17 protein-coding genes and 1 pseudogene are annotated in these 19,625 nt (G+C 64.3%); 7 read left to right on the top strand and 11 right to left on the bottom strand.

All coding sequences use genetic code 11. The annotated features are described in order from the left end of the window. The 4 genes from AC19YR_RS18675 to lpxC all read left to right on the top strand — a co-directional run bounded on the left by AC19YR_RS18675 (nucleotide 1) and on the right by lpxC (nucleotide 4,455). Entirely contained in the window at nucleotides 1-867 is an 867-nt protein-coding gene (locus AC19YR_RS18675; protein WP_095106084.1) for a cell division protein FtsQ/DivIB, read from the top strand. A gap of 14 nt (nucleotides 868-881) precedes the next feature. After that, complete coding sequence (gene ftsA, locus AC19YR_RS18670; RefSeq protein ID WP_095106086.1) at nucleotides 882-2,141, top strand: cell division protein FtsA; 1,260 nt, start codon at nucleotides 882-884, stop codon at nucleotides 2,139-2,141. A 102-nt stretch (nucleotides 2,142-2,243) separates the two neighbouring features. Then, nucleotides 2,244-3,431 carry a cell division protein FtsZ gene (gene ftsZ, locus AC19YR_RS18665; RefSeq protein ID WP_095106090.1) on the top strand — a complete coding sequence of 396 codons (1,188 nt, stop codon included), beginning with the start codon at nucleotides 2,244-2,246 and terminating at the stop codon, nucleotides 3,429-3,431. Nucleotides 3,432-3,543: 112 nt separating this feature from the next. Then, nucleotides 3,544-4,455, top strand: a complete 912-nt coding sequence (gene lpxC / locus AC19YR_RS18660; protein ID WP_095106092.1) for a UDP-3-O-acyl-N-acetylglucosamine deacetylase — start codon at nucleotides 3,544-3,546, stop codon at nucleotides 4,453-4,455. Between the two features lie 72 nt (nucleotides 4,456-4,527). On the opposite strand, the gene AC19YR_RS18655 is transcribed toward lpxC, so the two are convergent. From AC19YR_RS18655 to AC19YR_RS18625, 7 genes are all read right to left on the bottom strand, one after another. Beyond that, on the bottom strand, nucleotides 4,528-6,021 hold the full coding sequence (locus AC19YR_RS18655; protein ID WP_500599627.1) for a sensor domain-containing diguanylate cyclase: 1,494 nt from the start codon (nucleotides 6,019-6,021) through the stop codon (nucleotides 4,528-4,530). Nucleotides 6,022-6,107: 86 nt separating this feature from the next. Then, complete coding sequence (locus AC19YR_RS18650; RefSeq protein WP_500599626.1) at nucleotides 6,108-7,427, bottom strand: OprD family porin; 1,320 nt, start codon at nucleotides 7,425-7,427, stop codon at nucleotides 6,108-6,110. Between the two features lie 228 nt (nucleotides 7,428-7,655). After that, nucleotides 7,656-7,880 carry a hypothetical protein gene (locus AC19YR_RS18645; protein WP_095106096.1) on the bottom strand — a complete coding sequence of 75 codons (225 nt, stop codon included), beginning with the start codon at nucleotides 7,878-7,880 and terminating at the stop codon, nucleotides 7,656-7,658. Between the two features lie 133 nt (nucleotides 7,881-8,013). Then, nucleotides 8,014-9,375 carry a heavy metal sensor histidine kinase gene (locus AC19YR_RS18640; protein ID WP_500599625.1) on the bottom strand — a complete coding sequence of 454 codons (1,362 nt, stop codon included), beginning with the start codon at nucleotides 9,373-9,375 and terminating at the stop codon, nucleotides 8,014-8,016. Further along, nucleotides 9,368-10,042, bottom strand: a complete 675-nt coding sequence (locus AC19YR_RS18635) for a heavy metal response regulator transcription factor (protein ID WP_095106099.1) — start codon at nucleotides 10,040-10,042, stop codon at nucleotides 9,368-9,370. Before AC19YR_RS18635 ends, AC19YR_RS18640 begins: the two co-directional genes overlap by 8 nt. A gap of 8 nt (nucleotides 10,043-10,050) precedes the next feature. Beyond that, nucleotides 10,051-13,152 (bottom strand): multidrug efflux RND transporter permease subunit, encoded by a 3,102-nt coding sequence (locus tag AC19YR_RS18630; RefSeq protein ID WP_500599624.1) that lies wholly within the window; start codon nucleotides 13,150-13,152, stop codon nucleotides 10,051-10,053. Further along, entirely contained in the window at nucleotides 13,149-14,318 is a 1,170-nt protein-coding gene (locus AC19YR_RS18625; RefSeq protein ID WP_500599622.1) for an efflux RND transporter periplasmic adaptor subunit, read from the bottom strand. The genes AC19YR_RS18630 and AC19YR_RS18625 overlap by 4 nt, the downstream gene beginning before the upstream one ends. 212 nt (nucleotides 14,319-14,530) lie before the next feature. Here AC19YR_RS18625 and AC19YR_RS18620 point away from each other — a divergent pair, with 212 nt between their 5' ends. The 3 genes and pseudogenes from AC19YR_RS18620 (at nucleotide 14,531) to AC19YR_RS18610 (ending at nucleotide 16,671) form a co-directional block, all read left to right on the top strand. After that, nucleotides 14,531-14,782: a hypothetical protein gene (locus tag AC19YR_RS18620; protein WP_500599621.1), complete on the top strand. Its 252-nt coding sequence runs from the start codon at nucleotides 14,531-14,533 to the stop codon at nucleotides 14,780-14,782. Between the two features lie 305 nt (nucleotides 14,783-15,087). Beyond that, a pseudogene (locus AC19YR_RS18615) lies at nucleotides 15,088-15,369 on the top strand (PAS domain-containing protein); the annotation flags it as partial. A gap of 198 nt (nucleotides 15,370-15,567) precedes the next feature. Beyond that, on the top strand, nucleotides 15,568-16,671 hold the full coding sequence (locus AC19YR_RS18610) for a methyl-accepting chemotaxis protein (RefSeq protein ID WP_371856212.1): 1,104 nt from the start codon (nucleotides 15,568-15,570) through the stop codon (nucleotides 16,669-16,671). Nucleotides 16,672-16,685: 14 nt separating this feature from the next. On the opposite strand, the gene AC19YR_RS18605 is transcribed toward AC19YR_RS18610, so the two are convergent. From AC19YR_RS18605 to AC19YR_RS18590, 4 genes are all read right to left on the bottom strand, one after another. Beyond that, nucleotides 16,686-17,429 carry a YkgJ family cysteine cluster protein gene (locus AC19YR_RS18605; RefSeq protein ID WP_500599620.1) on the bottom strand — a complete coding sequence of 248 codons (744 nt, stop codon included), beginning with the start codon at nucleotides 17,427-17,429 and terminating at the stop codon, nucleotides 16,686-16,688. A gap of 92 nt (nucleotides 17,430-17,521) precedes the next feature. After that, complete coding sequence (locus tag AC19YR_RS18600; protein WP_500599618.1) at nucleotides 17,522-17,839, bottom strand: hypothetical protein; 318 nt, start codon at nucleotides 17,837-17,839, stop codon at nucleotides 17,522-17,524. A gap of 117 nt (nucleotides 17,840-17,956) precedes the next feature. Next, nucleotides 17,957-18,481: a GNAT family N-acetyltransferase gene (locus AC19YR_RS18595; RefSeq protein WP_500599616.1), complete on the bottom strand. Its 525-nt coding sequence runs from the start codon at nucleotides 18,479-18,481 to the stop codon at nucleotides 17,957-17,959. Next, entirely contained in the window at nucleotides 18,436-19,338 is a 903-nt protein-coding gene (locus AC19YR_RS18590; RefSeq protein ID WP_095106109.1) for a chemotaxis protein CheV, read from the bottom strand. The genes AC19YR_RS18595 and AC19YR_RS18590 overlap by 46 nt, the downstream gene beginning before the upstream one ends. Nucleotides 19,339-19,625: the final 287 nt, after the last annotated feature.

Here is a 19,625-nt window from a genome sequence, read left to right as displayed (position 1 = left end):
ATGCAAGGCGCATCCCTACGTCATCAGCAACCCGCACCCGGCCGCAAGCCGGTGCCGCGTGGTGCCAGCCGTATGGTGGCAAAAGAGCCGATGTCGGTGCGCCTGCCCAAAGCCAATTTCGGCTTCCTCAAGGCCTTGTTCTGGCCAGTGCTGCTGGTGGCGCTGGGTTTTGGTACCTATGAAGGCGCGCAGCGCCTGATGCCTTACGCCGACCGGCCGATCACCAAGATCAATGTGCAGGGCGACTTGAGCTACATCAGCCAGCAAGCGGTGCAGCAGCGGATCGCCCCCTATGTGGCGGCGAGCTTCTTCACCATCGACCTGGCCAGCATGCGCGCCGAACTTGAGACCATGCCGTGGATTGCCCACGCCGAAGTGCGCCGCGTGTGGCCGGACCAGGTGGTGATCCGCCTCGAAGAGCAACTGCCCGTGGCCCGTTGGGGCGACGAGGCACTGCTCAACAACCAGGGCGAGGCATTCACGCCGCGTGAGCTGGCCAATTACGAGCACCTGCCGCAGTTGTTCGGCCCGCAGCGCGCCCAGCAGCAGGTGATGCAGCAGTATCAGGTGCTCAGCCAGATGCTGCGCCCGATGGGGTTTTCCATTGCCCGTCTGGAGTTGCGTGAGCGCGGTAGCTGGTTTTTGACCACCGGTGCCGGTAGCGCGGGCCCGGGGATCGAGCTGTTGCTGGGCCGCGGGGCTTTGGTGGAAAAGATGCGCCGCTTTATCGCCATCTACGACAAGACGCTCAAAGAACAGATTACGAACATTGCGCGCATCGATTTGCGCTACGCCAACGGCCTCGCCGTCGGCTGGCGCGAACCTGCGACGCCCGAGGCGGCCCAACCCGCCGTCGCGAAGAATTGAGAAGAGGCAGGACCATGGCAAACGTGCAAAGCGGCAAAATGATCGTCGGTCTGGATATCGGCACCTCCAAGGTGGTGGCGCTGGTGGGCGAGGTCGCGGGCGACGGCACGCTGGAAATCGTCGGCATCGGCACCCATCCTTCCCGCGGCCTGAAGAAGGGCGTGGTGGTGAACATCGAGTCCACCGTGCAGTCGATCCAGCGCGCCATCGAAGAAGCGCAGTTGATGGCGGGCTGCCGCATCCACTCGGCGTTCGTCGGTGTTGCGGGCAATCACATCCGCAGCCTGAACTCCCACGGCATCGTGGCGATCCGCGACCGCGAAGTCAGCTCCGCGGACTTGGAGCGGGTACTGGATGCGGCGCAAGCGGTGGCCATCCCCGCCGACCAGCGCGTGCTGCACACGCTGCCCCAGGACTACGTGATCGACAACCAGGAAGGCGTGCGCGAGCCGCTGGGCATGTCTGGCGTGCGCCTGGAAGCCAAGGTCCACGTAGTCACCTGCGCGGTGAACGCGGCACAGAACATCGAAAAATGCGTGCGCCGTTGTGGCCTGGAAATCGACGACATCATCCTTGAGCAACTGGCCTCGGCCTACTCGGTGTTGACCGACGACGAGAAAGAGCTGGGCGTGTGCCTGGTGGACATCGGCGGCGGCACCACCGACATCGCAATCTTCACCGAGGGCGCGATCCGCCACACGGCGGTGATCCCGATTGCGGGTGACCAGGTGACTAACGACATCGCCATGGCCCTGCGCACCCCGACCCAGTACGCCGAAGAAATCAAGATCCGCTACGCCTGCGCCCTGGCCAAACTGGCCGGCGCCGGCGAAACCATCAAGGTGCCGAGCGTGGGCGACCGTCCACCGCGCGAACTGTCGCGCCAGGCCCTGGCCGAGGTGGTCGAGCCGCGTTACGACGAACTGTTCACCCTGATCCAGGCCGAACTGCGCCGCAGCGGCTACGAAGACCTGATCCCGGCCGGCATCGTACTCACCGGCGGTACTTCGAAAATGGAAGGCGCGGTGGAGCTGGCCGAAGAGATTTTCCACATGCCGGTGCGCCTGGGCGTGCCCCATGGTGTCAAAGGCCTGGATGACGTGGTGCGCAACCCGATTTATTCCACAGGCGTTGGCCTGTTGATGTATGGCCTGCAGAAGCAGTCCGACGGGGTGTCGTTCTCCGGCATCGGCAGCAGCCGCGACAACAACAGCGATGAGGCCAAGGCGCCGTTGCTGGAGCGGTTGCAGGCGTGGGTCAAAGGGAATTTTTAAGCTTCAAGTGGCACGCTACACGCGGCAAAAAGCAGCATGCAGGACGTAGTAAGCAGTAGGCGCAGTAGGCGAAAAAACTAGAGAAATGAAAGGAGAGGGAAAATGTTCGAACTCGTAGACAACATCCCGCAAAGCCCGGTCATCAAGGTTATCGGTGTTGGCGGAGGCGGCGGCAACGCTGTCAATCACATGGTCAAGAGCAACATTGAAGGCGTTGAGTTCATCTGCGCCAACACTGATGCCCAGGCGCTGAAAAGCATCGGCGCGCGGACCATCCTGCAACTGGGCACTGGCGTGACCAAAGGCCTGGGTGCCGGCGCCAATCCTGAAGTCGGCCGTCAGGCCGCTCTGGAAGACCGCGAGCGTATCGCCGAGGTCCTGCAGGGCACCAACATGGTGTTCATCACCACCGGCATGGGCGGCGGTACCGGTACCGGTGCGGCGCCGATCATCGCCGAAGTGGCCAAGGAAATGGGCATCCTCACCGTTGCGGTGGTGACCCGTCCGTTCCCGTTCGAAGGCCGCAAACGCATGCAGATCGCCGATGAAGGCATTCGCCTGCTGTCGGAGAGCGTCGATTCGTTGATTACCATACCTAACGAAAAGCTGCTCACCATCCTGGGCAAGGACGCCAGCCTGCTGTCGGCGTTCGCCAAGGCTGACGACGTGCTGGCCGGTGCCGTTCGCGGTATCTCCGACATCATCAAGCGCCCGGGCATGATTAACGTCGACTTTGCCGACGTGCGTACCGTGATGAGCGAAATGGGCATGGCAATGATGGGCACTGGCTGCGCCAGCGGTCCGAACCGTGCGCGTGAAGCCACTGAAGCAGCCATCCGCAACCCGTTGCTTGAAGACGTGAACCTGGAAGGCGCGCGCGGCATCCTGGTGAACATCACCGCCGGTCCTGACCTGTCCCTGGGTGAGTACTCCGACGTGGGTAGCATCATCGAGGCGTTCGCTTCCGAGCACGCGATGGTCAAGGTCGGTACCGTGATCGATCCGGACATGCGCGATGAGCTGCATGTCACCGTGGTCGCCACCGGTCTGGGCGCGAAAATCGAGAAGCCTGTGAAGGTCATCGACAACACCGTCCACACCTCCATGGCTGCCCAGGCACCTGTTGCCTCGCGTCAGGAACTGCCGTCGGTGAACTACCGCGACCTGGACCGCCCAACCGTGATGCGCAACCAGGCCCAGGCCAGTGCTGCGACCGCGGCCAAGCTCAATCCGCAGGATGATCTGGATTACCTGGACATCCCGGCGTTTCTGCGTCGTCAGGCCGATTGATGGAATGTATCAGGGGGATGAAGGTGATTGGTGTTCAGCAAAGGCCGGGTCTGCTATTATCGCCAGCCTTTGTTGATACCAGTTCGCAATTTGCGCTGAAGCGGCCCAAGCCATGATTAAACAACGCACCCTGAAGAATATTATCCGTGCCACAGGTGTAGGCCTGCATTCCGGGGAGAAGGTATACCTGACCCTCAAGCCTGCGCCTGTAGACACCGGCATTGTGTTTTGTCGTGCCGACCTGGACCCTGTGGTGCAGATTCCTGCTCGCGCAGAAAACGTTGGCGAAACCACGATGTCGACCACGCTGGTCAACGGTGACGTCAAAGTGGACACGGTGGAGCACTTGCTTTCGGCCATGGCTGGCCTGGGCATCGATAACGCCTACGTCGAGCTCTCCGCGTCCGAAGTCCCGATCATGGATGGTAGCGCTGGACCCTTCGTATTCCTGATTCAATCTGCCGGCCTGGAAGAACAGGACGCAGCCAAGAAGTTCATCCGTATCCTGCGTGAAGTGACAGTGGAGGACGGCGACAAGCGCGCCACTTTCGTCCCTTTCGAGGGTTTCAAAGTGAGCTTCGAGATCGATTTCGATCACCCGGTTTTCCGTGACCGCACCCAAAGTGCAAGCGTGGATTTTTCCAGCACTTCGTTCGTAAAAGAAGTCAGCCGCGCCCGTACCTTTGGTTTCATGAGTGACATCGAGTACCTGCGCAAGCACAACCTCGCACTCGGCGGCAGCGTTGAAAACGCCATCGTGGTGGATTCGGATGGCGTGTTGAACGAAGACGGCCTTCGCTATGAAGACGAATTCGTCAAACACAAGATCCTCGATGCAATCGGTGACCTCTACCTGCTGGGCAACAGCCTGATTGGTGAGTTCAAAGGCTTCAAGTCGGGCCATGCACTGAACAACCAGCTCCTGCGCAAACTCATTGAGCAGAAAGATGCCTGGGAAGTCGTGACCTTCGAAGACGCCAGCACCGCGCCGATCTCTTACATGCGTCCGGTTGCGGCCGTGTAAGCAATACTCTCTTTCTTTAGTTTTTAAAGGCTGCCTTCGGGTGGCCTTTTTTTATGCCCGTGTCATTGGGTTTCAACCGGCCACTTCCACCCGGTTGCGGCCGCTGTACTTGGCCCGGTACAGGGCCTTGTCGGCGCGGTAGAACAGGGTGTCGAGGCTATGCTCGGCCTGGCCGTGCCAGGTGGCGACGCCGACGCTCACGGTGATCGAAGTGTCTTCGCCCGCCATGGGCGCCAGCTGTGCCACTTCGGCGCGCACGTTTTCGGCCAGGCGTTGGGCACCGATGGCGTCGGTTTCCGGCAGCACCACGGCGAACTCCTCGCCGCCGTAACGCGCCGCCAGGTCGCCGGGGCGGCGGATGTTGGCCTTGACCACCGCTGCCACCCGGGCCAGCGCCTCGTCGCCCAACTGATGGCCGTGTTGGTCGTTGAGGCGCTTGAAGTGGTCGATGTCCACCATCAGCAGCGACAGCTCACGGCCCGAGCGCTGGGCCCGGGCCCATTCGCGCTCCAGCGCCTGGTCCAGGGTGCGGCGGTTGGCCAGCCCGGTCAGGCTGTCGGTGGCGGCGAGGTGGGCCAGTTCCTGCTCGGCGCTGTGGCGCCGGCGCAGTTCATGGCACAGCAACAGAGTCAGCCACAGCAGGCCCAGGCACAACACCCCGGTGGCGAGGGTGACCACCCATGCCGTGCGCCACCACGCGGCAAACACTTCGTCGGTGGACAAGGCCACGACCACCAGCAGCGGCAGGTTGCCGACCTGGGAAAAGGTGTACAGCCGCTCGCGCCCGTCGATGCTGGAGATGCCGCTGAAACTGCCATTGCCTTCATGCAGGATGCGCACGAAGTTGGGCCGGGCATTGAAGTCGATGCCAATCTGTTCTTCCCCGGCATTCGGCGGCTCCTGGGCCAGCAGCAGGCCGCTGGTGCTCAGCAGGTTGATGGAACTGTCGCGTTCGATGCTCAGGCTGCGGAACAACTGATTGAAGTAGTTCAGGCGCATCGCCGCTTCCGCCACCCCCATGAACTCGCCCTGCTCGGAGCTGATGCGGCGGCTGAAGCTGATGCGCCAGTCGTGGGGCGGCAAGGCGCTCTTGAACGGGCGGCTGATGAACATGCCCAGGTTGGGGTTGTCTTGATGGGCGCTGAAAAAGTCGCGCTGGGCGTAGGTGGTGCTGCGCGGGATCACCGAGGCCGAGTCGGCCACCACCTTGCCCTGGCGATCGAGGAGCATGATCGCGCCCTTGTACGGCGCCGCCGTGGCACGGTCGAATTGCACCAGGTGGCGGACCTGCGGCGAAACCTGTTGCAGGTCGGTGCGCAGGGACGCAGCGATCAGGCCTTTGAGGGACAGGTCATACAGCTCCACATTGCGCAGCACATCGGCGTCGATCAGTTGCACGATATTGGCCGCCGCGCGGGTCGCCGCCACCTCGGCGCTGCCGTGTTCGCGGATCAGCAGGAACGTGACGATGCCGACGATGGCGATCACCGTCAGTGAACTGCCGAGCACCAGAAACCATTCCGAGCGGCTGCGGGGGATCAGGGGCGAAAGTGGGCGAGCAGGCATGTTCAATCCCTGATAACAGTGCGCCCTGTATAAAGGCCGGGCATGAAAAAGGCCAGCGAAACGTGCTGGCCTTTCAGTGGCGCGGATTACATCAGATCAAGGGGGTAATCGACAATCACCCGGTACTCGTGCGTGTCCTGGTCCAGCGAGCCGTAGCCGTTGCCGCCCCGGTGGGTGGCCCACTGCAGGTGCACGGCCAGGTCCTTGGCGGTGCCGCCCTGGACCACGTACTGCACGTCGAAGTCGCGCTCCCAGTGCTTGGCGTGGCGGCCGTCAGCGTTGTACCAAGTGGCGCCGTAGCCGGCGCTTTGCGGGTCGACTTTGCTCAGGTCCAGCTCGCCGCGTGAGTAGCTCACGGCCCCCGTCAGGCCCGGTGCGCCTACGCCGACAAAGTCATAGGCGTACTTGAGTTTCCACGAGCGCTCGTTGGGGCCGTTGAAGTCTGAATACTGCTGCGAGTTATCGAGGAACACGCTGTCGCCCTGGTTGATGTAGTCGAACGGCGTGTTGCCGTTGACCCGCTGATACGCCGCCGTGACGCTGTGGCCGGCCACCCCCAGCACCAAGTGCAGGCTGTAGGTGTTGTTGTCGATGGCGCCCAGCAGCGCCTCGCCGGTGTCCTGGGTGTGGTAGTAGTGCAGGCCCGGGTTGAGGCTGACGGCGTCGCTCAACTGCCAGGTGTAATCCAAGTCGTAGTAGTACTGGTTCCAGATGTCCTTGAGTTCGGCGGCGTAGAGGCTGCTGGTCAGGTTAGGCACCGCGCTCCAGGCCACGCCGGCCCAATTCAGGTGCTGGCTGTCGCGGTGGTCGGGCAGGGTGCCGTAGGACGTGCCAATGCGGCCGTGGCCGCTCTGGTTGTAGAGCTTGGTGAAACTGGCCTGGCCGCCTTCGATCAGCACGCCGTCGAGGTGGGTGTTGCGCAGGCTGAAGCCGCGAAAGGTCTGGGGCAGCATACGGGTCTCGCCGCCGGCGATGACCGGGTTGCTGAGCAGCAGGTCGCCGGCCTTGAGTTCGGTGTCCAGGGCCCGCACTTTCAGGGCGCCGCCGGCGGTAGAGAACGCGCCCGGGGCTTTGCCGTTGCCACTGCCGCTGGGCAGGATGCTGGAGCCGTCGGTGCCACCACCGCCGTCGAGCTTGAGGCCGAGCATGGCGTGGGCGTCCAGGCCGAACCCGACGCGGCCCTGGGTGAAGCCGGATTCAAACACCCCCAGCAGGCCCTGGCCCCATTCGATATTGTCGTCGGCGCCCTGCAGGCGATTGCGGTGCATGTAGTAGTTGCGCGCATTGAGCGTGAGGCTTGCGCCGTCGGCGAAGCCATCGCCCGTTGTGTCGTCAGCCTGGGCCGAGGTGCCCAGTGCGGCGGCCAGGGCCAGCCACAGGGGGCTGAGTTTGAGAGTGAGGCTCACAGGGGTAAAAACTCCTTGGGTAATTATTTTTTTAGGGCCACAGATGACTTGTGGGAGCGGGCCTGCCTGCGATGAGGCCGTGTCAGCCGCTGGAGAGGCTGGATACGAGGCGCCCCGGCCCACCTTTTGGCCCACGAAAAAAAGCCGCTAAACAGCAGCGGCTTTGGCTGACAACCGGGCGGGGGAAGAGCCCTGCCTGGCGTCGGGGGAAACAGTCGGGTGGGGCGATCAGCTGTCTTTGTGCGCCGGGTCTTGGGCCGGGGCGGTGGCGCTGTGCTGCGGTTGTTCGGCGTCGCGGGCCTTGGCGGTCAGTTCGGCCCGGGATTTCTCGTAAGCCTCGGCGCGGGCTGCGTTTTTCGCAACAAAGGCGACCGACTCTTCGGCCATCACCAGGGGTGAGAGGAACAACGACGACAGAGCGAACGCGCTGGCAATACCCATTACATTGGACATCTTGAAGACCTTCTTGCAGAGCAAGTGCTATTTGGTGTGAGCAAATTAGCGGTGTTGGCGGCCGGGAAACAGAGCAGATCGCATAAAGGACTGTTGCGTCATCGGCAACAGTGTGGCGGGCAGGGTGCCAGGCTTACGCCGGCAGATAAATACCAAAGGTATTGATACCGCCCTCGCTGCGCACAAACACATCACCGCCGTGCATCAGCGCAATGGCTTTGACGATGGCCAGCCCCAGGCCATGGTTGGCGCCGCTGTTGCGGCGCGAGGCATCGACCCGGTAGAAGCGCTCGAACAAGCGCGGCAGGTGTTCGCCGGCAATGGCCGGGCCGGGGTTGGCCACGGCGAGGGTCACCTGGTGTTCGCCGGCCTCGATGCGCACCTCGATCACCTGCCCGGCGCCGGTGTGCTGCACCGCGTTGTTGAGCAGGTTTATCAGGGCGCGGCGCAAGTGGGCGGTTTCGATTGGCACCTGGGCGTCGCCCTCCACCTGCACCCGCACCTGGGCGTCTTCGAGGATGAAGTCCAGGTAGTCCAGGGTGGTGGCCACCTCGCTGGCCAGGGACGCGGTGGTGAGCTGGGTGGCTTTGCTGCCCTGGTCGGCGCTGGCCAGGAACAGCATGTCGTTGACGATCGAGCGCAGGCGTTCCAGCTCCTCGAGGTTCGATTGCAGCACCTCGAAGTAATGCTCGGCCGAGCGCCCGCGCGTGAGCGCCACTTGGGTCTGGCCGATCAGGTTGGTCAAGGGCGAGCGCAGTTCGTGGGCGACGTCGGCATTGAAGGACTCCAGGCGCGAGTAGGCCTGCTCGACCCGTTCCAGGGTGGCGTTGAAGGCGCTGACGAACTGCTTGAGTTCCGGTGGCAAAGGCGACAGTTGCAAGCGCCCGGACAGGCGTGGCGGCGCCAGGCGTTGGGCTTCGTGGGAGAGTTTTATCAGGGGCTTGAGGCCAATGCGCGCTACCCAGTAGCCCAGGGCCGAGGCCAGCAGCACGCCGACAATCGCCAGGCTAACCAGGGCGACGAGCAAGTGGTGTTGGGTCTGGGAAAAGGTCTCGGTGTCGATGGCGATCAAAAAGCGCAGCGGCGGGCGTTGCTCTTTGGCCGGCAACTGGCTGACCAGCACTTTGAACGGGTAGGCGTGGCCGGGCAGGGTGAGGTCGCGCATGCCCAGCGGGCCGTGGGCGAAGGCGCGCACGCGGGCGTCGGGGGCGCCGTATTCGTAGGCCGGGTCGGCGCTGACGGCCCAGAAGCGGATGCGCTTGTCTTCTTCGCTGAGCAACTTGAGCTTGGCGCTGACCTTGCCCCAGTGCTCGGCGTTGCCGTAGCGGCCCAGGGTGGACTCGAGCACGCTGTAGCGCGCGTCCAGTTCCGCTTCGGGCAACAGGCCCAGGCCCTTGTCTACTTGCAGGTACAACGCGCCGCCGATGAGCAGGAACACCAGCAGCGCCACCAGGGTGAACAGGCCACTGAGGCGCAGGGCGATGGAATCAAACACTGCGGCTCTCCAGCACGTAGCCCATGCCGCGGATGGTGTGCAGCAACTTCTCCTCGAAGGGCCCGTCGAGCTTGGCCCGCAGGCGTTTGATCGCCACTTCCACCACGTTGGCGTCGCTGTCGAAATTGATGTCCCAGACCATCTCGGCAATCGCGGTCTTGGAGAGGATTTCGCCCTGGCGCCGGGCTAGCACGCTGAGCAGGGAAAACTCCTTGGCGGTCAGTTCCAGGCGTTGCCCGGCGCGGGTTGCCTTGCGGCTGAGCAGGTCGATCCACAGGTCGGCGATGCTGATCTGCACCGGTTCGTGGCCGCCGCTGCGCCGCGTCAGGGCTTGCAGGCGCGCCACCAGTTCGAGGAACGAAAAGGGTTTACCCAGGTAGTCGTCTGCGCCCTCGCGTAGGCCGCGAATGCGGTCTTCGACGCGCTCGCGGGCGGTGAGCATGATGACCGGCGTCTGCTTGCGCGCCCGCAGCGCCCGCAGCACACCAAAGCCGTCGAGGCCGGGGAGCATGACGTCGAGCACGATCACCGCGTAGTCGCTGCCCAGGGCCAGGTGCAGGCCCTCGATGCCGTCGCGGGCGACGTCCACGGTGTAGCCCTGTTCGGTGAGGCCGCGGTGCAGGTAGTCGGCGGTTTTTTCTTCGTCTTCGATAATCAGGACGCGCATGACCCGCCTCAGTCTGTGGTCGCCAGGGCCGCGTTGGGTGCGGGCATAGGCCGATGGAATAGCCGTTCGAGGGCCAAGTATATGACCGGCGTGGTGAACAGCGTCAGCGCCTGGCTCACCAGCAGGCCGCCGACCACCGCAATACCCAGGGGCTGGCGCAGCTCGGCGCCAGGGCCGGCACCGATCATCAGTGGCAAGGCGCCGAGCAGGGCGGCGAGGGTGGTCATCATGATCGGCCGGAACCGCGTCAGGCAGGCCTCATAGATCGCTTCTTGCGGGCTCAGGCCCCGGTTGCGCTGGGCGTCGAGGGCAAAATCGATCATCAGGATGCCGTTTTTCTTGACGATGCCAATCAACAGCACCAAACCGATGAGGGCCATGATGGAAAAATCCTGGCCCCACAGCCACAGCATCAACAGCGCGCCGAGGCCGGCCGAGGGCAGGGTGGAGATGATCGTCAGCGGGTGTACGAAGCTCTCGTAAAGCACGCCGAGGATGATGTACACCGCCACCAACGCAGCGAGGATCAGCCAGGGTTGGCTGGCCAGGGAACTCTGGAACGCCTGGGCCGCGCCCTGGAAGGTGCCGATGAGGCTGGCGGGCATGCCGATCTCATTTTTCGCCGCATCGAGCATGCGCACCGCATCGCCCAACGCCACGCCGGGGGCGAGGTTGAACGACAGGTTGGCGGCCGGGAACATGCCGTCGTGGGCAATGGACAGCGGCCCGACACGCGGCGCCTGCACCGTGGCCAGGGCCGACAGCGGCACCATCTCGCCGGAAAGGGGCGAGCGCAGGTAGAAGTAGTTCAGGCTTTCGGCCTTGCCCCGTTGTTGCGCGTCCAGTTCCAGGATCACGTTGTACTGGTTGGTTTGGGTTTGGTACTCGTTGACCTGGCGCTGGCCGAAGGCGTCGTACAACGCCTGGTCGACATCGCTGGCGGTAAGGCCGAAACGCGCAGCGGCGATGCGGTCGATGTCGATGTGGGTGATGCTGGCGCCCAGTTGCAGGTCGTTGGACAGGTCGCGAAAGGCCGGGTTGGCCCGCAGTTTTTCGCTCAGGCGTTGGGTCCAGGTGTTCAGCGTCGGCCCGTCGTTGCTCTTGAGCACGTATTGGTACTGGCTGCGGCTGGGGCCGGAGCTGAGGTTGATGTCCTGGCCGGCGCGCATGTACAGCACGATGCCCGGCACCTTGGCCAGTTGCGGGCGGATGCGGTCGATGAACTGGCTGGCGGACACGTCGCGCGCGCCGCGCTCCTTGAGGGCAATCCAGAAGCGGCCATTGGCGATGGTCTGGTTGCTACCGGTGACCCCCACCGAATGGGAAAACGACTGCACCGCCGGGTCGGCGCCGACGATCTTCGCCAGCTCGCGGTGCTTGGCCACCATGTCCGGGTACGACACATCGGCCGCCGCCTCGCTGGTGCCGAGGACGAAACCGGTGTCCTGCACCGGAAAAAAGCCCTTGGGGATCAGCACATAACCGGCCACTGCCATGGCCAGGGTCAGGCCGAAAATTCCCAACATCAGCCGCTGATGGGCCAGGGCCTGTTGCAGCCAGCGGTCGTAGCCGGCCAGCAGGCGTTCGCCGAACCCCGGCGTGGCGTGGGCGTGGTGTTTGGGCGCGCCCATGAACAGCGCCGCCAACGTCGGCGCCAGGGTCAGGGACACCACCACTGAAATCAGGAGGGTCGCGGTGGCGGTCAGGGCGAATTCCTTGAACAGCCGCCCCACCACGCCGCCCATGAACAGCAGCGGAATAAACGCTGCCACCAGGGAAAAACTGATGGACACCACGGTGAAGCCGATCTCCGCCGAGCCCTTGATCGCCGCCGCGCGCCGGCCCAGGCCCGCCTCCAGGTGACGGTGGATGTTCTCCACCACCACAATCGCGTCGTCCACCACAAAGCCCACGGCAATGACGATGGCCACCAGGGTCAGGTTGTTCAGGCTGAACCCCATCACGTACATCAGGGCAAAACTGGCCACCAGCGACACGGCCAGCACGCTGGAGACGATCAGGGTCGCCGACCACTGGCGCAAGAACAGCGCCATCACCGCCACAACCAGCAGCACGGCGATCAGCAGGGTCAGCTCCACTTCATGCAGGGAAGCGCGGATGGTCTTGGTGCGGTCCGACAGCACCGCCACCTCGACCGACGCCGGCAGCATGCTTTGCAGGCGCGGCAGCTCGGCCATGATCCGGTCCACGGTGGCGACAATATTGGCCCCCGGCTGGCGCGAGATCACCAGGTTGACCCCCGGCGTGTCCCCGGACCAGGCCTGTACATAGGCGTTCTCGGCGCCCTCAACCACCCGCGCCACGTCGCGCAGTTGCACCGGCGCGCCGTCCTGGTACGAGACGATCAACTCGCCGTACTCCTGGGGGTGGAACAACTGGTCGTTGGTGGACAGGGTAGAAATGCTCGACGCGCCGTACAGCGCGCCCTTGGCCAGGTTCAGGCTGGCCTGCTGGATCGCCACGCGCACATCGGCCAGGGTCAGGCCGATGGCCGCCAGTTTGTCCGCCGAGGCCTGCACGCGGATCGCCGGGCGTTGCTGGCCGGTGATGTTGATCTGGCCCACGCCGTCGATCTGGCTGATTTGCCGGGCCAGCAGGGTTTCGACGTAATCGCTCAACTCGGTGCCGGGCATCTGGCTGGAATTGATGGTCAGGATCAGCACCGGGCTGTCGGCCGGGTTGACCTTTTTCCAGGTCGGCAGGCTCGGCATGTCGTCGGGCAGTTTGCCGGCGGCGGTGTTGATCGCCGCTTGCACCTCTTGCGCGGCGGTGTCGATGCTCTTTTCCAGGGTGAATTGCAGGGTCAGGTTGGTCGAGCCCAGGGCGCTGGTGGAAGTCATCTGGGTGATGCCGGGGATGGCGCTGAACTGCACTTCCAAAGGCGTGGCCACGGAGGAGGCCATGGTGTCCGGGCTGGCGCCGGGCAACTGGGCGCTGACCTGGATGGTCGGGAATTCCGCCTCGGGCAACGGCGCGATGGGCAGCCGTGGGAAGGCGATCAGGCCCAGCAGTACCAGGGCGAACGTCAGCAGCAGGGTGGCTACTGGGTGGTCGATGCACCAGGCCGACACCGAACCCCGGCCCGTCATGGCGCCACCTGCGCGGCGGCGGTTTCGATCACCGGGGGCGGCTCAGTGAGCACCTCGATTTTCGAGCCGACCTTGAGCCGTGACTGGCCGTCGCTGACCAGCACATCCCCAGCGTTCACGCCTTGGAGGACGGTCTGCTGGCTGTCTTGGTACAGCACCTGCACCGGCACGGTTTGCACCGCATCCCCCGTTACCCGGTACACAAAGTGCCGCTCCAGGCCACGCTGCACCACGCCGGGCGGCACCACCAGGGCGGCCTTGTCCACGGCGGTCTGGATTTTCAGGGTCACCAACTGCCCCGGCCACAGGCGGTGGCTGTCGTTGGCAAATTGCGCCTTGGCCCGCAGGGTGCCGGTGTTGGCGTTGATTTGGTTGTCGATCAGGCTCAGTTGGCCCACCGCCAAACGCTCGCCACTGAGGTCATCGGTATCGGCGCCGAGAAAGGCGCTGACGGTGGCGCGCTCCTGGGCGCCGATCAGCCGTTGCAGCGTCGGCAACTGCTGCTGGGGTAAGGAAAACTCGACGCCAATGGGGTCGATCTGCGTCACCGAAAACAGCCCCTGGGCGTCGCTCATGCGCAGCAGGTTGCCTTCATCCACCGTGCGAATGCCCACGCGGCCAGTGACCGGCGAGCGGATCTGCGTATAGGAAAGCTGCACCTGCGCCGCATCGATGGCGGCCTGATTGCCCTGGGTGGCGGCCTTGAGCTGGCTGACCAGAGCCAGTTGTTGGTCGTAGGTCTGCTTGGACACGCCATCGTCGACGCTCAGCAGTTTGTAGCGCTTGAGGTTGACCTGGGCCACCTGCAACTGCGCCTGGCTCTCGCCCAACTGGGCGCGGGCCTGGTCGAGGCTGGCGCGGATGGCGCGGTCGTCCAGGGTCGCCAGCAGGTCGCCGGCCTTGACCCATTGCCCTTCCTTGACCAGCAAACGGGTGAGGGTCCCGTCGATCTGCGGGCGGATCACCACGCTGTGCAGCGACAGCACCGAGCCGATGGCCGTGACGTAACGCGGCACATCGCGCTCCACCACGCTCACCACCCGCACCGGCACCGCACTGGCGGCGGCGCGCTTGGCCGGCGCCGGGCGGTCGAGTAGCCACAAGGCCAGGGCGGCGAGCACCATCAAGGCGATGGCGAGCAACAGGGGTTTCTTCTGGATACGCATGCTTATGGAACGCCAGAGCAAAGGGTCGAGGGGGCAGTGCCGTACTTATAACCGCTGGCGCCGGTCAGCACCGTGACCGCCAACTGACAGGGCTGACAGGTTCGCGCCGATCATCGGTGCAAGGCGCCCGTCCAACAACCCTGGCACGCAGGTATACTGGCGCCTTTCGCGGCCCGCCAGTGGCCCGACCCACTGCCTGCACCGGAGCTTCCATGACTTCCCGCACGTCCCCGCCCGTGGCCACCGCCCCGGACGCCGAACCGGCTGACCTGACCCCCGAGGCCCAGGCCGACGCCGACGGCCAACCGTCCATCCCTGCCTTCAAGTTCCCGTTCAAGCCCGGCGAATTGGCTGGCGCGAAAAAAGCCGACCAGCCCTGGTACAAGAACGGCGCCAAGAACGGCCACGCCAAAACCCCCGGCGCCGCGCCTCCCGGCACCCGCCGCTCGATGGGCAAGCGCTGAGCCCCACGCCCATCCGTCTTCACACAGGAGCAGCACTGGGGTTGCTCCGCTGTCGTCACGGCGCACAACGCTTGAGTCGAAACCTTGGCGTCAATGAACCGCTGAAAACCGCCCCTGCCCGACGCAACCCTTGCCACGGCTCGCTTTCGCCCAAGCCCTCGTAAATTCACGCCGTTGCGGGCGTCTGCAATACGACTTTAGTGGCGATTTAATTGCACAGAAACTGAGCCAGATCAAAATTTGTGCACTCAGTGCGCTTAGAGTCAGCAGCCCTGCCGACCCCTGACAAAACGAGCGCGCAAGCCATGAAGATCAATTTGCCGGTGACCGGGCGCAATGTGGACTTTGCCCCGGACGCGAACATCCTTTCGACCACCGATCTCAAAGGCGCGATCACCTACGCCAACAAGGACTTCATCGACATCAGCGGCTATGGCCGGGAAGAGTTGCTGGGCTCGCCGCACAACCTGCTGCGCCACCCCGACATGCCGCCCGAGGCGTTCGAGCACCTGTGGGCCACCCTCAAGGGCGGCAACTCGTGGATGGGCATGGTGAAAAACCGCTGCAAAAACGGCGACCACTATTGGGTCAGCGCCTACGTCACCCCGGTGACCCGCAACGGCCAGGCCGTGGAATACCAGTCCATCCGCACCAAGCCCTCAGCCCACCAGATCGAGCGCGCAGAGCGGGCTTACACGCGCATGCGCAACCCGCGTTCCTCCTTGCGCCAGCTGACCCCGGTGTTGGGCCTCAAGACCCAATTGTGGTTGATGCTGGCCGCGCTGATGACCCTGGTGCTGGGCGCCGGCACCTGGCTGGCGGCGTTCTCGCCGTGGCTGGCGTTGCTGGCGTTGGGCGCGGGCATGGCCCTGGGCGGCGTGGGCATGCACCTGCTGCTGCGTCCTCTGGACCGCATCACCCAGCGCGCCCGCCGCATTGGCGATAACCCGTTGAGCCAGCGCATCTATGCCGGGCGCAGCGATGAACTGGGGCAGATCGAATTCGCCTTCCAGATGCTCGAAGCCCAGGTCGGCGCGGTGGTCGGACGCATCGGCGACGCCTCGCAGCGCCTGGCTGGGCACGCCGCGGAGCTGGTGGAACACCTGCAAAGCAGCCACACCAGCACCCTGGCCCAACAGGCCGAAACCGACCAGGTCGCCGCCGCCATCCACGAAATGGCCGCCAGCGTGGCGCAAGTCGCCGGCCACGCCCAACGCGCCTCCCAGGCCGCCGACCAGGCGGGCAGCGAAACCCTTGAAGGCCATCACCTGGTGGGCGAAAGCCGCAGCGCCGTGCTGTTGCTGGCCACCGAACTGGCCAACGCCACCGAAGTGATCCACCAACTGGAAAGCCACAGCACCGAGATTTCCGGCGTGCTGGAAGTGATCCGCAGCATCGCCGAGCAAACCAACCTGCTGGCGCTCAACGCCGCCATCGAGGCCGCCCGCGCCGGGGAACAGGGCCGCGGCTTCGCCGTGGTCGCCGACGAAGTGCGCGGCCTCGCCCAGCGCACCCAGCAATCGACCAACGAAATCCAACGCATGATTAGCACCTTGCAAACCGGTGCCCGCGATGCCGTGGTAGTGATGCAGCAAAGCAGCCAACACGTGGAAAACAGCGTCGACCAAGCCCAACGCGCGGCGACGGCGTTGGACGGCATCAGCCGCCGGGTCAAACAGATCACCGAAATGAGCGTGCAAATCGCCTCGGCGGTGGAAGAGCAAAGCGCGGTCAGCGAAGACATCAACCGCAACATCATCAGCATCCGCAGCGCCTGCGAAGTCACCGTCACCGCCGGCCAGCAAAGCCACGTCAACTCCGGCGACGTGGCAGGCCTGGCCGGGGACCTGCGCATGCTGGCGCAGGAGTTTTGGCATAAGCGCCACTGAGGCGCGCGCTGCCGTTACGCCGCGCGCAGGGAAATAAACGCGTAGTTGAGCGGGGTTTCCCGGGTGACTTGGGCGCCGGTGGCTTGGACTTGCGCGGCGATGTCTTCGCCCGAAACGTGGAATTGCCAGGGCTGGGCGGTGGTCGCGGCGATGTGTTCCGGGGCCATGGCGTTGGCGAAGGCGGCCATGTCGGGCAGGTAGGCGGTGAAACCGTCGCCCTTGAGGGCGGTGGTGTGGATGCCCAGTTGCTGGCAGATGGCTTGTTTGCTGTGGATATCGTCGCGGTCGGCCTGGCGTGAACGTTGGATCAGGGCGGCCAGTTCCGGGTCTTGCAGTTCGCCGCCGAGGATCAGTTGCGGGCCTTGTTCCCAGGCTTCGCTGGGGCAGTCTTTGGCGCTGGGCGCCAGGGCGATGTGCGGGTTGATTTCCATCGGGTAGATACGGCACACCAGCGGGCGGCGCTGGTAAATGCGGCATAGCTTGTCTTCGTCCAGGTTGCGGCACGGGCCGACATTGAACGCGGCGAAGGTGATGGCGACAAAGGCCTCGGTGGCGCCGCTAGGTACCTGGCAGGAGCGGCGCTGGGCGTGTTCGCGTTGTTGCGCCACCAGGCCCAGGCCGGTGCCGAGAAAACCTTCGACCAGAACGATGATGCTGCCACCATCGGCTGCCCATTGGCGGGCTTCGTCCAGGGTCAGGGGGACGTGGTGGTCGGTGCAGCATTTGCCGCAGCCGACGCAGGAAAACTGAGTGTTCATGACTGGCTTGGGTGCCTCTCGGAAAGCGGCGCCGTGACGGGATTATGTCGCCGTCACTGCAGAGCGAGTGGCTCAAGCAAGGAGTACGCCAGTCACTGCGCCTTGCGGATCGAATCCCATTCGGTGACATAGGCTGTCTTACTTTTTTTGTGATAGAGGCACAGTTCGCTGCCTTTGCGCCCATTCATATGCTTCTGCGGATACTGGCCTTGCAATAGCAACGCGGTATAGCCGACCCGGTCGTCGAACTGCGCGGGCGCGCCGACGGGGCTGGTTTTAATCAGGCCGCTGGCCTTGGTACAGGCACTGAGCACGGCTTTGTTGTGGGCGGCCCAGGCGTCGGGGCTGGCGGCGTGGGCCTGGAAGGTGAACGCCACAAGGGCGAGCAGAGGCAGGGTGCGGATGTTCATGGCGCGGGGCTCCTTGGCAAAAAAACCGAGTATGCCTCAACGGCATTTTGTAGAAAGCGGGCTCGCCCGCGCAGGGGGAAAGCAGACTTTTACGGCCGCTACGCGCCCGCTTGCTACCTACAGCCGCACCGGGGTGGGGCTGGGTACGGGGGCCATGCCGGCCCGTTGGTACAGGCGCTGGGCGGGGTGGTTGTGGCTCAGCACCTGGAGGTCCAGGCAGGCTTCGCGGCGTTGCTGCAAGACCTCGAAGGCGTGCAGCAGCAGGGCGTGCCCCAGGCCTTGGCGGCGGGCGCGGGGGTGCACGGCGAGGTCTTTGAGGTAGGCGCTGGTCCAGCAGTGGGCCACGCCGACTACACCGTGGCCGTCGCAGGCGATAAAACACAGTTGCGGGTCATATTCGGCGTCGGTGGCAAAGCGTGCCTGCCAGGTGGTGAGGTCGGGCATCGGCTCGCTGTCGCCCTGGTGGCTGAGGCGCAGCAGTGCGTGTACAGCGCCGGCCAGTTCCGGGCAGTAGGTGCGCAGGTGCACGCCCACCGGCCACTGCGGCGCCGGCAGCGGCCCGCGCAGGTCGCGGCGCAGCAGCAGGGCGGGCAGGCTCAGTAGCCTTGTTGGGCCACGGTTTTCGCGGCGGTAATCAGGCATTGGGTCAGTTCGGGCGAAGAGAACTTGGTCAGCACCGCATTGGCCCCGGCCACCCGGGCCTTTTCGCTGTTCATCGCGCTATCGAGGGAGGTGTGCAGCAGCACATAGAGGTGGGCGAAGTCCGGGGTTTCACGCAGGGTGCGGGTGAAGGCGTAGCCGTCCATTTCCGACATTTCGATGTCGGAGACGATCAGGTTGATCTGCTCGGCCGTGCCTTGCAGTTCCAGCAGGCAGTCGATGGCCTCTTTGGCGCTGCGGGCGGTGTGGCATTGCAGGCCGAGGTTGCGCAAGGTATGCACCGACTGTTGCAGCGCCACCTGGCTGTCGTCCACCACCAGGATGCGCGCGTTGCCCAGCACTTCGGCGTCTTCCATGCTCAGCTCGGTAGGGGCCATTTCGATCTGGGCCGGGGCGATGCTGTGGATAACTTTTTCGATGTCCAGCACCTGCACCAGGTTGCCGTCCACCTGGGTCACCCCGGTGATGTACGAGCGCACGCCGCCGGCGCCATAGGGCGGCGGGCGGATGTCGGTGGTCAGGCAATGCACGATCTTGCTCACGGCCTGTACATGCAGGCCTTGTTTGGAGCGGCTGATGTCGGTGACGATCAGGCAGCCGCCGTCCGGGTCCACCAGGGGCCGCTCGCCGAGGGCGCGGCTGAGGTCGATCACCGACAGCGAAGTGCCGCGCAGGGTGGCGATGCCTTTTACGTGGGGGTGGGATTCGGGCAACTTGGTCAGCGGCGGGCAGGGGATGATTTCGCTGACCTTGAGCAGGTTGATTGCCATCAGCTTGCCACTGCGCAAGGTAAAGAGCAGAAGCGAAAGTGAATCTGCGCGGGCATGAGTGGTGGCCATATGAACCTTCTGTGAAAAGTGGCGTGCATTTTAATGCCGCCAAAAAACTATCGTTGACGGGTTATCGACCCATTGTGGGCAGGCTTTAGCGTAGTAGGGCCAGGTTTGTTTCGGTGGTGGCCATGCTGCCACGCCTACGGCCCTCACTGCGTCGGTTATAAATTGTCGTAGGCCGATTCCCACCAATCGCGTCCGTTTGGTCTGATTTCGCGCAATAAATTGCCTCGCTAGCATCGCGTTTTGTCCTGCGCGAGTGCGTGCCATGCCGCCATCCTCTACCCCAGAAC

Source organism: Pseudomonas sp. MF08817 (assembly GCF_059862705.1).
The sequence above is the reverse complement of the archived record's forward strand: the minus strand, read 5'-3'. Positions and strand labels throughout refer to the sequence as shown.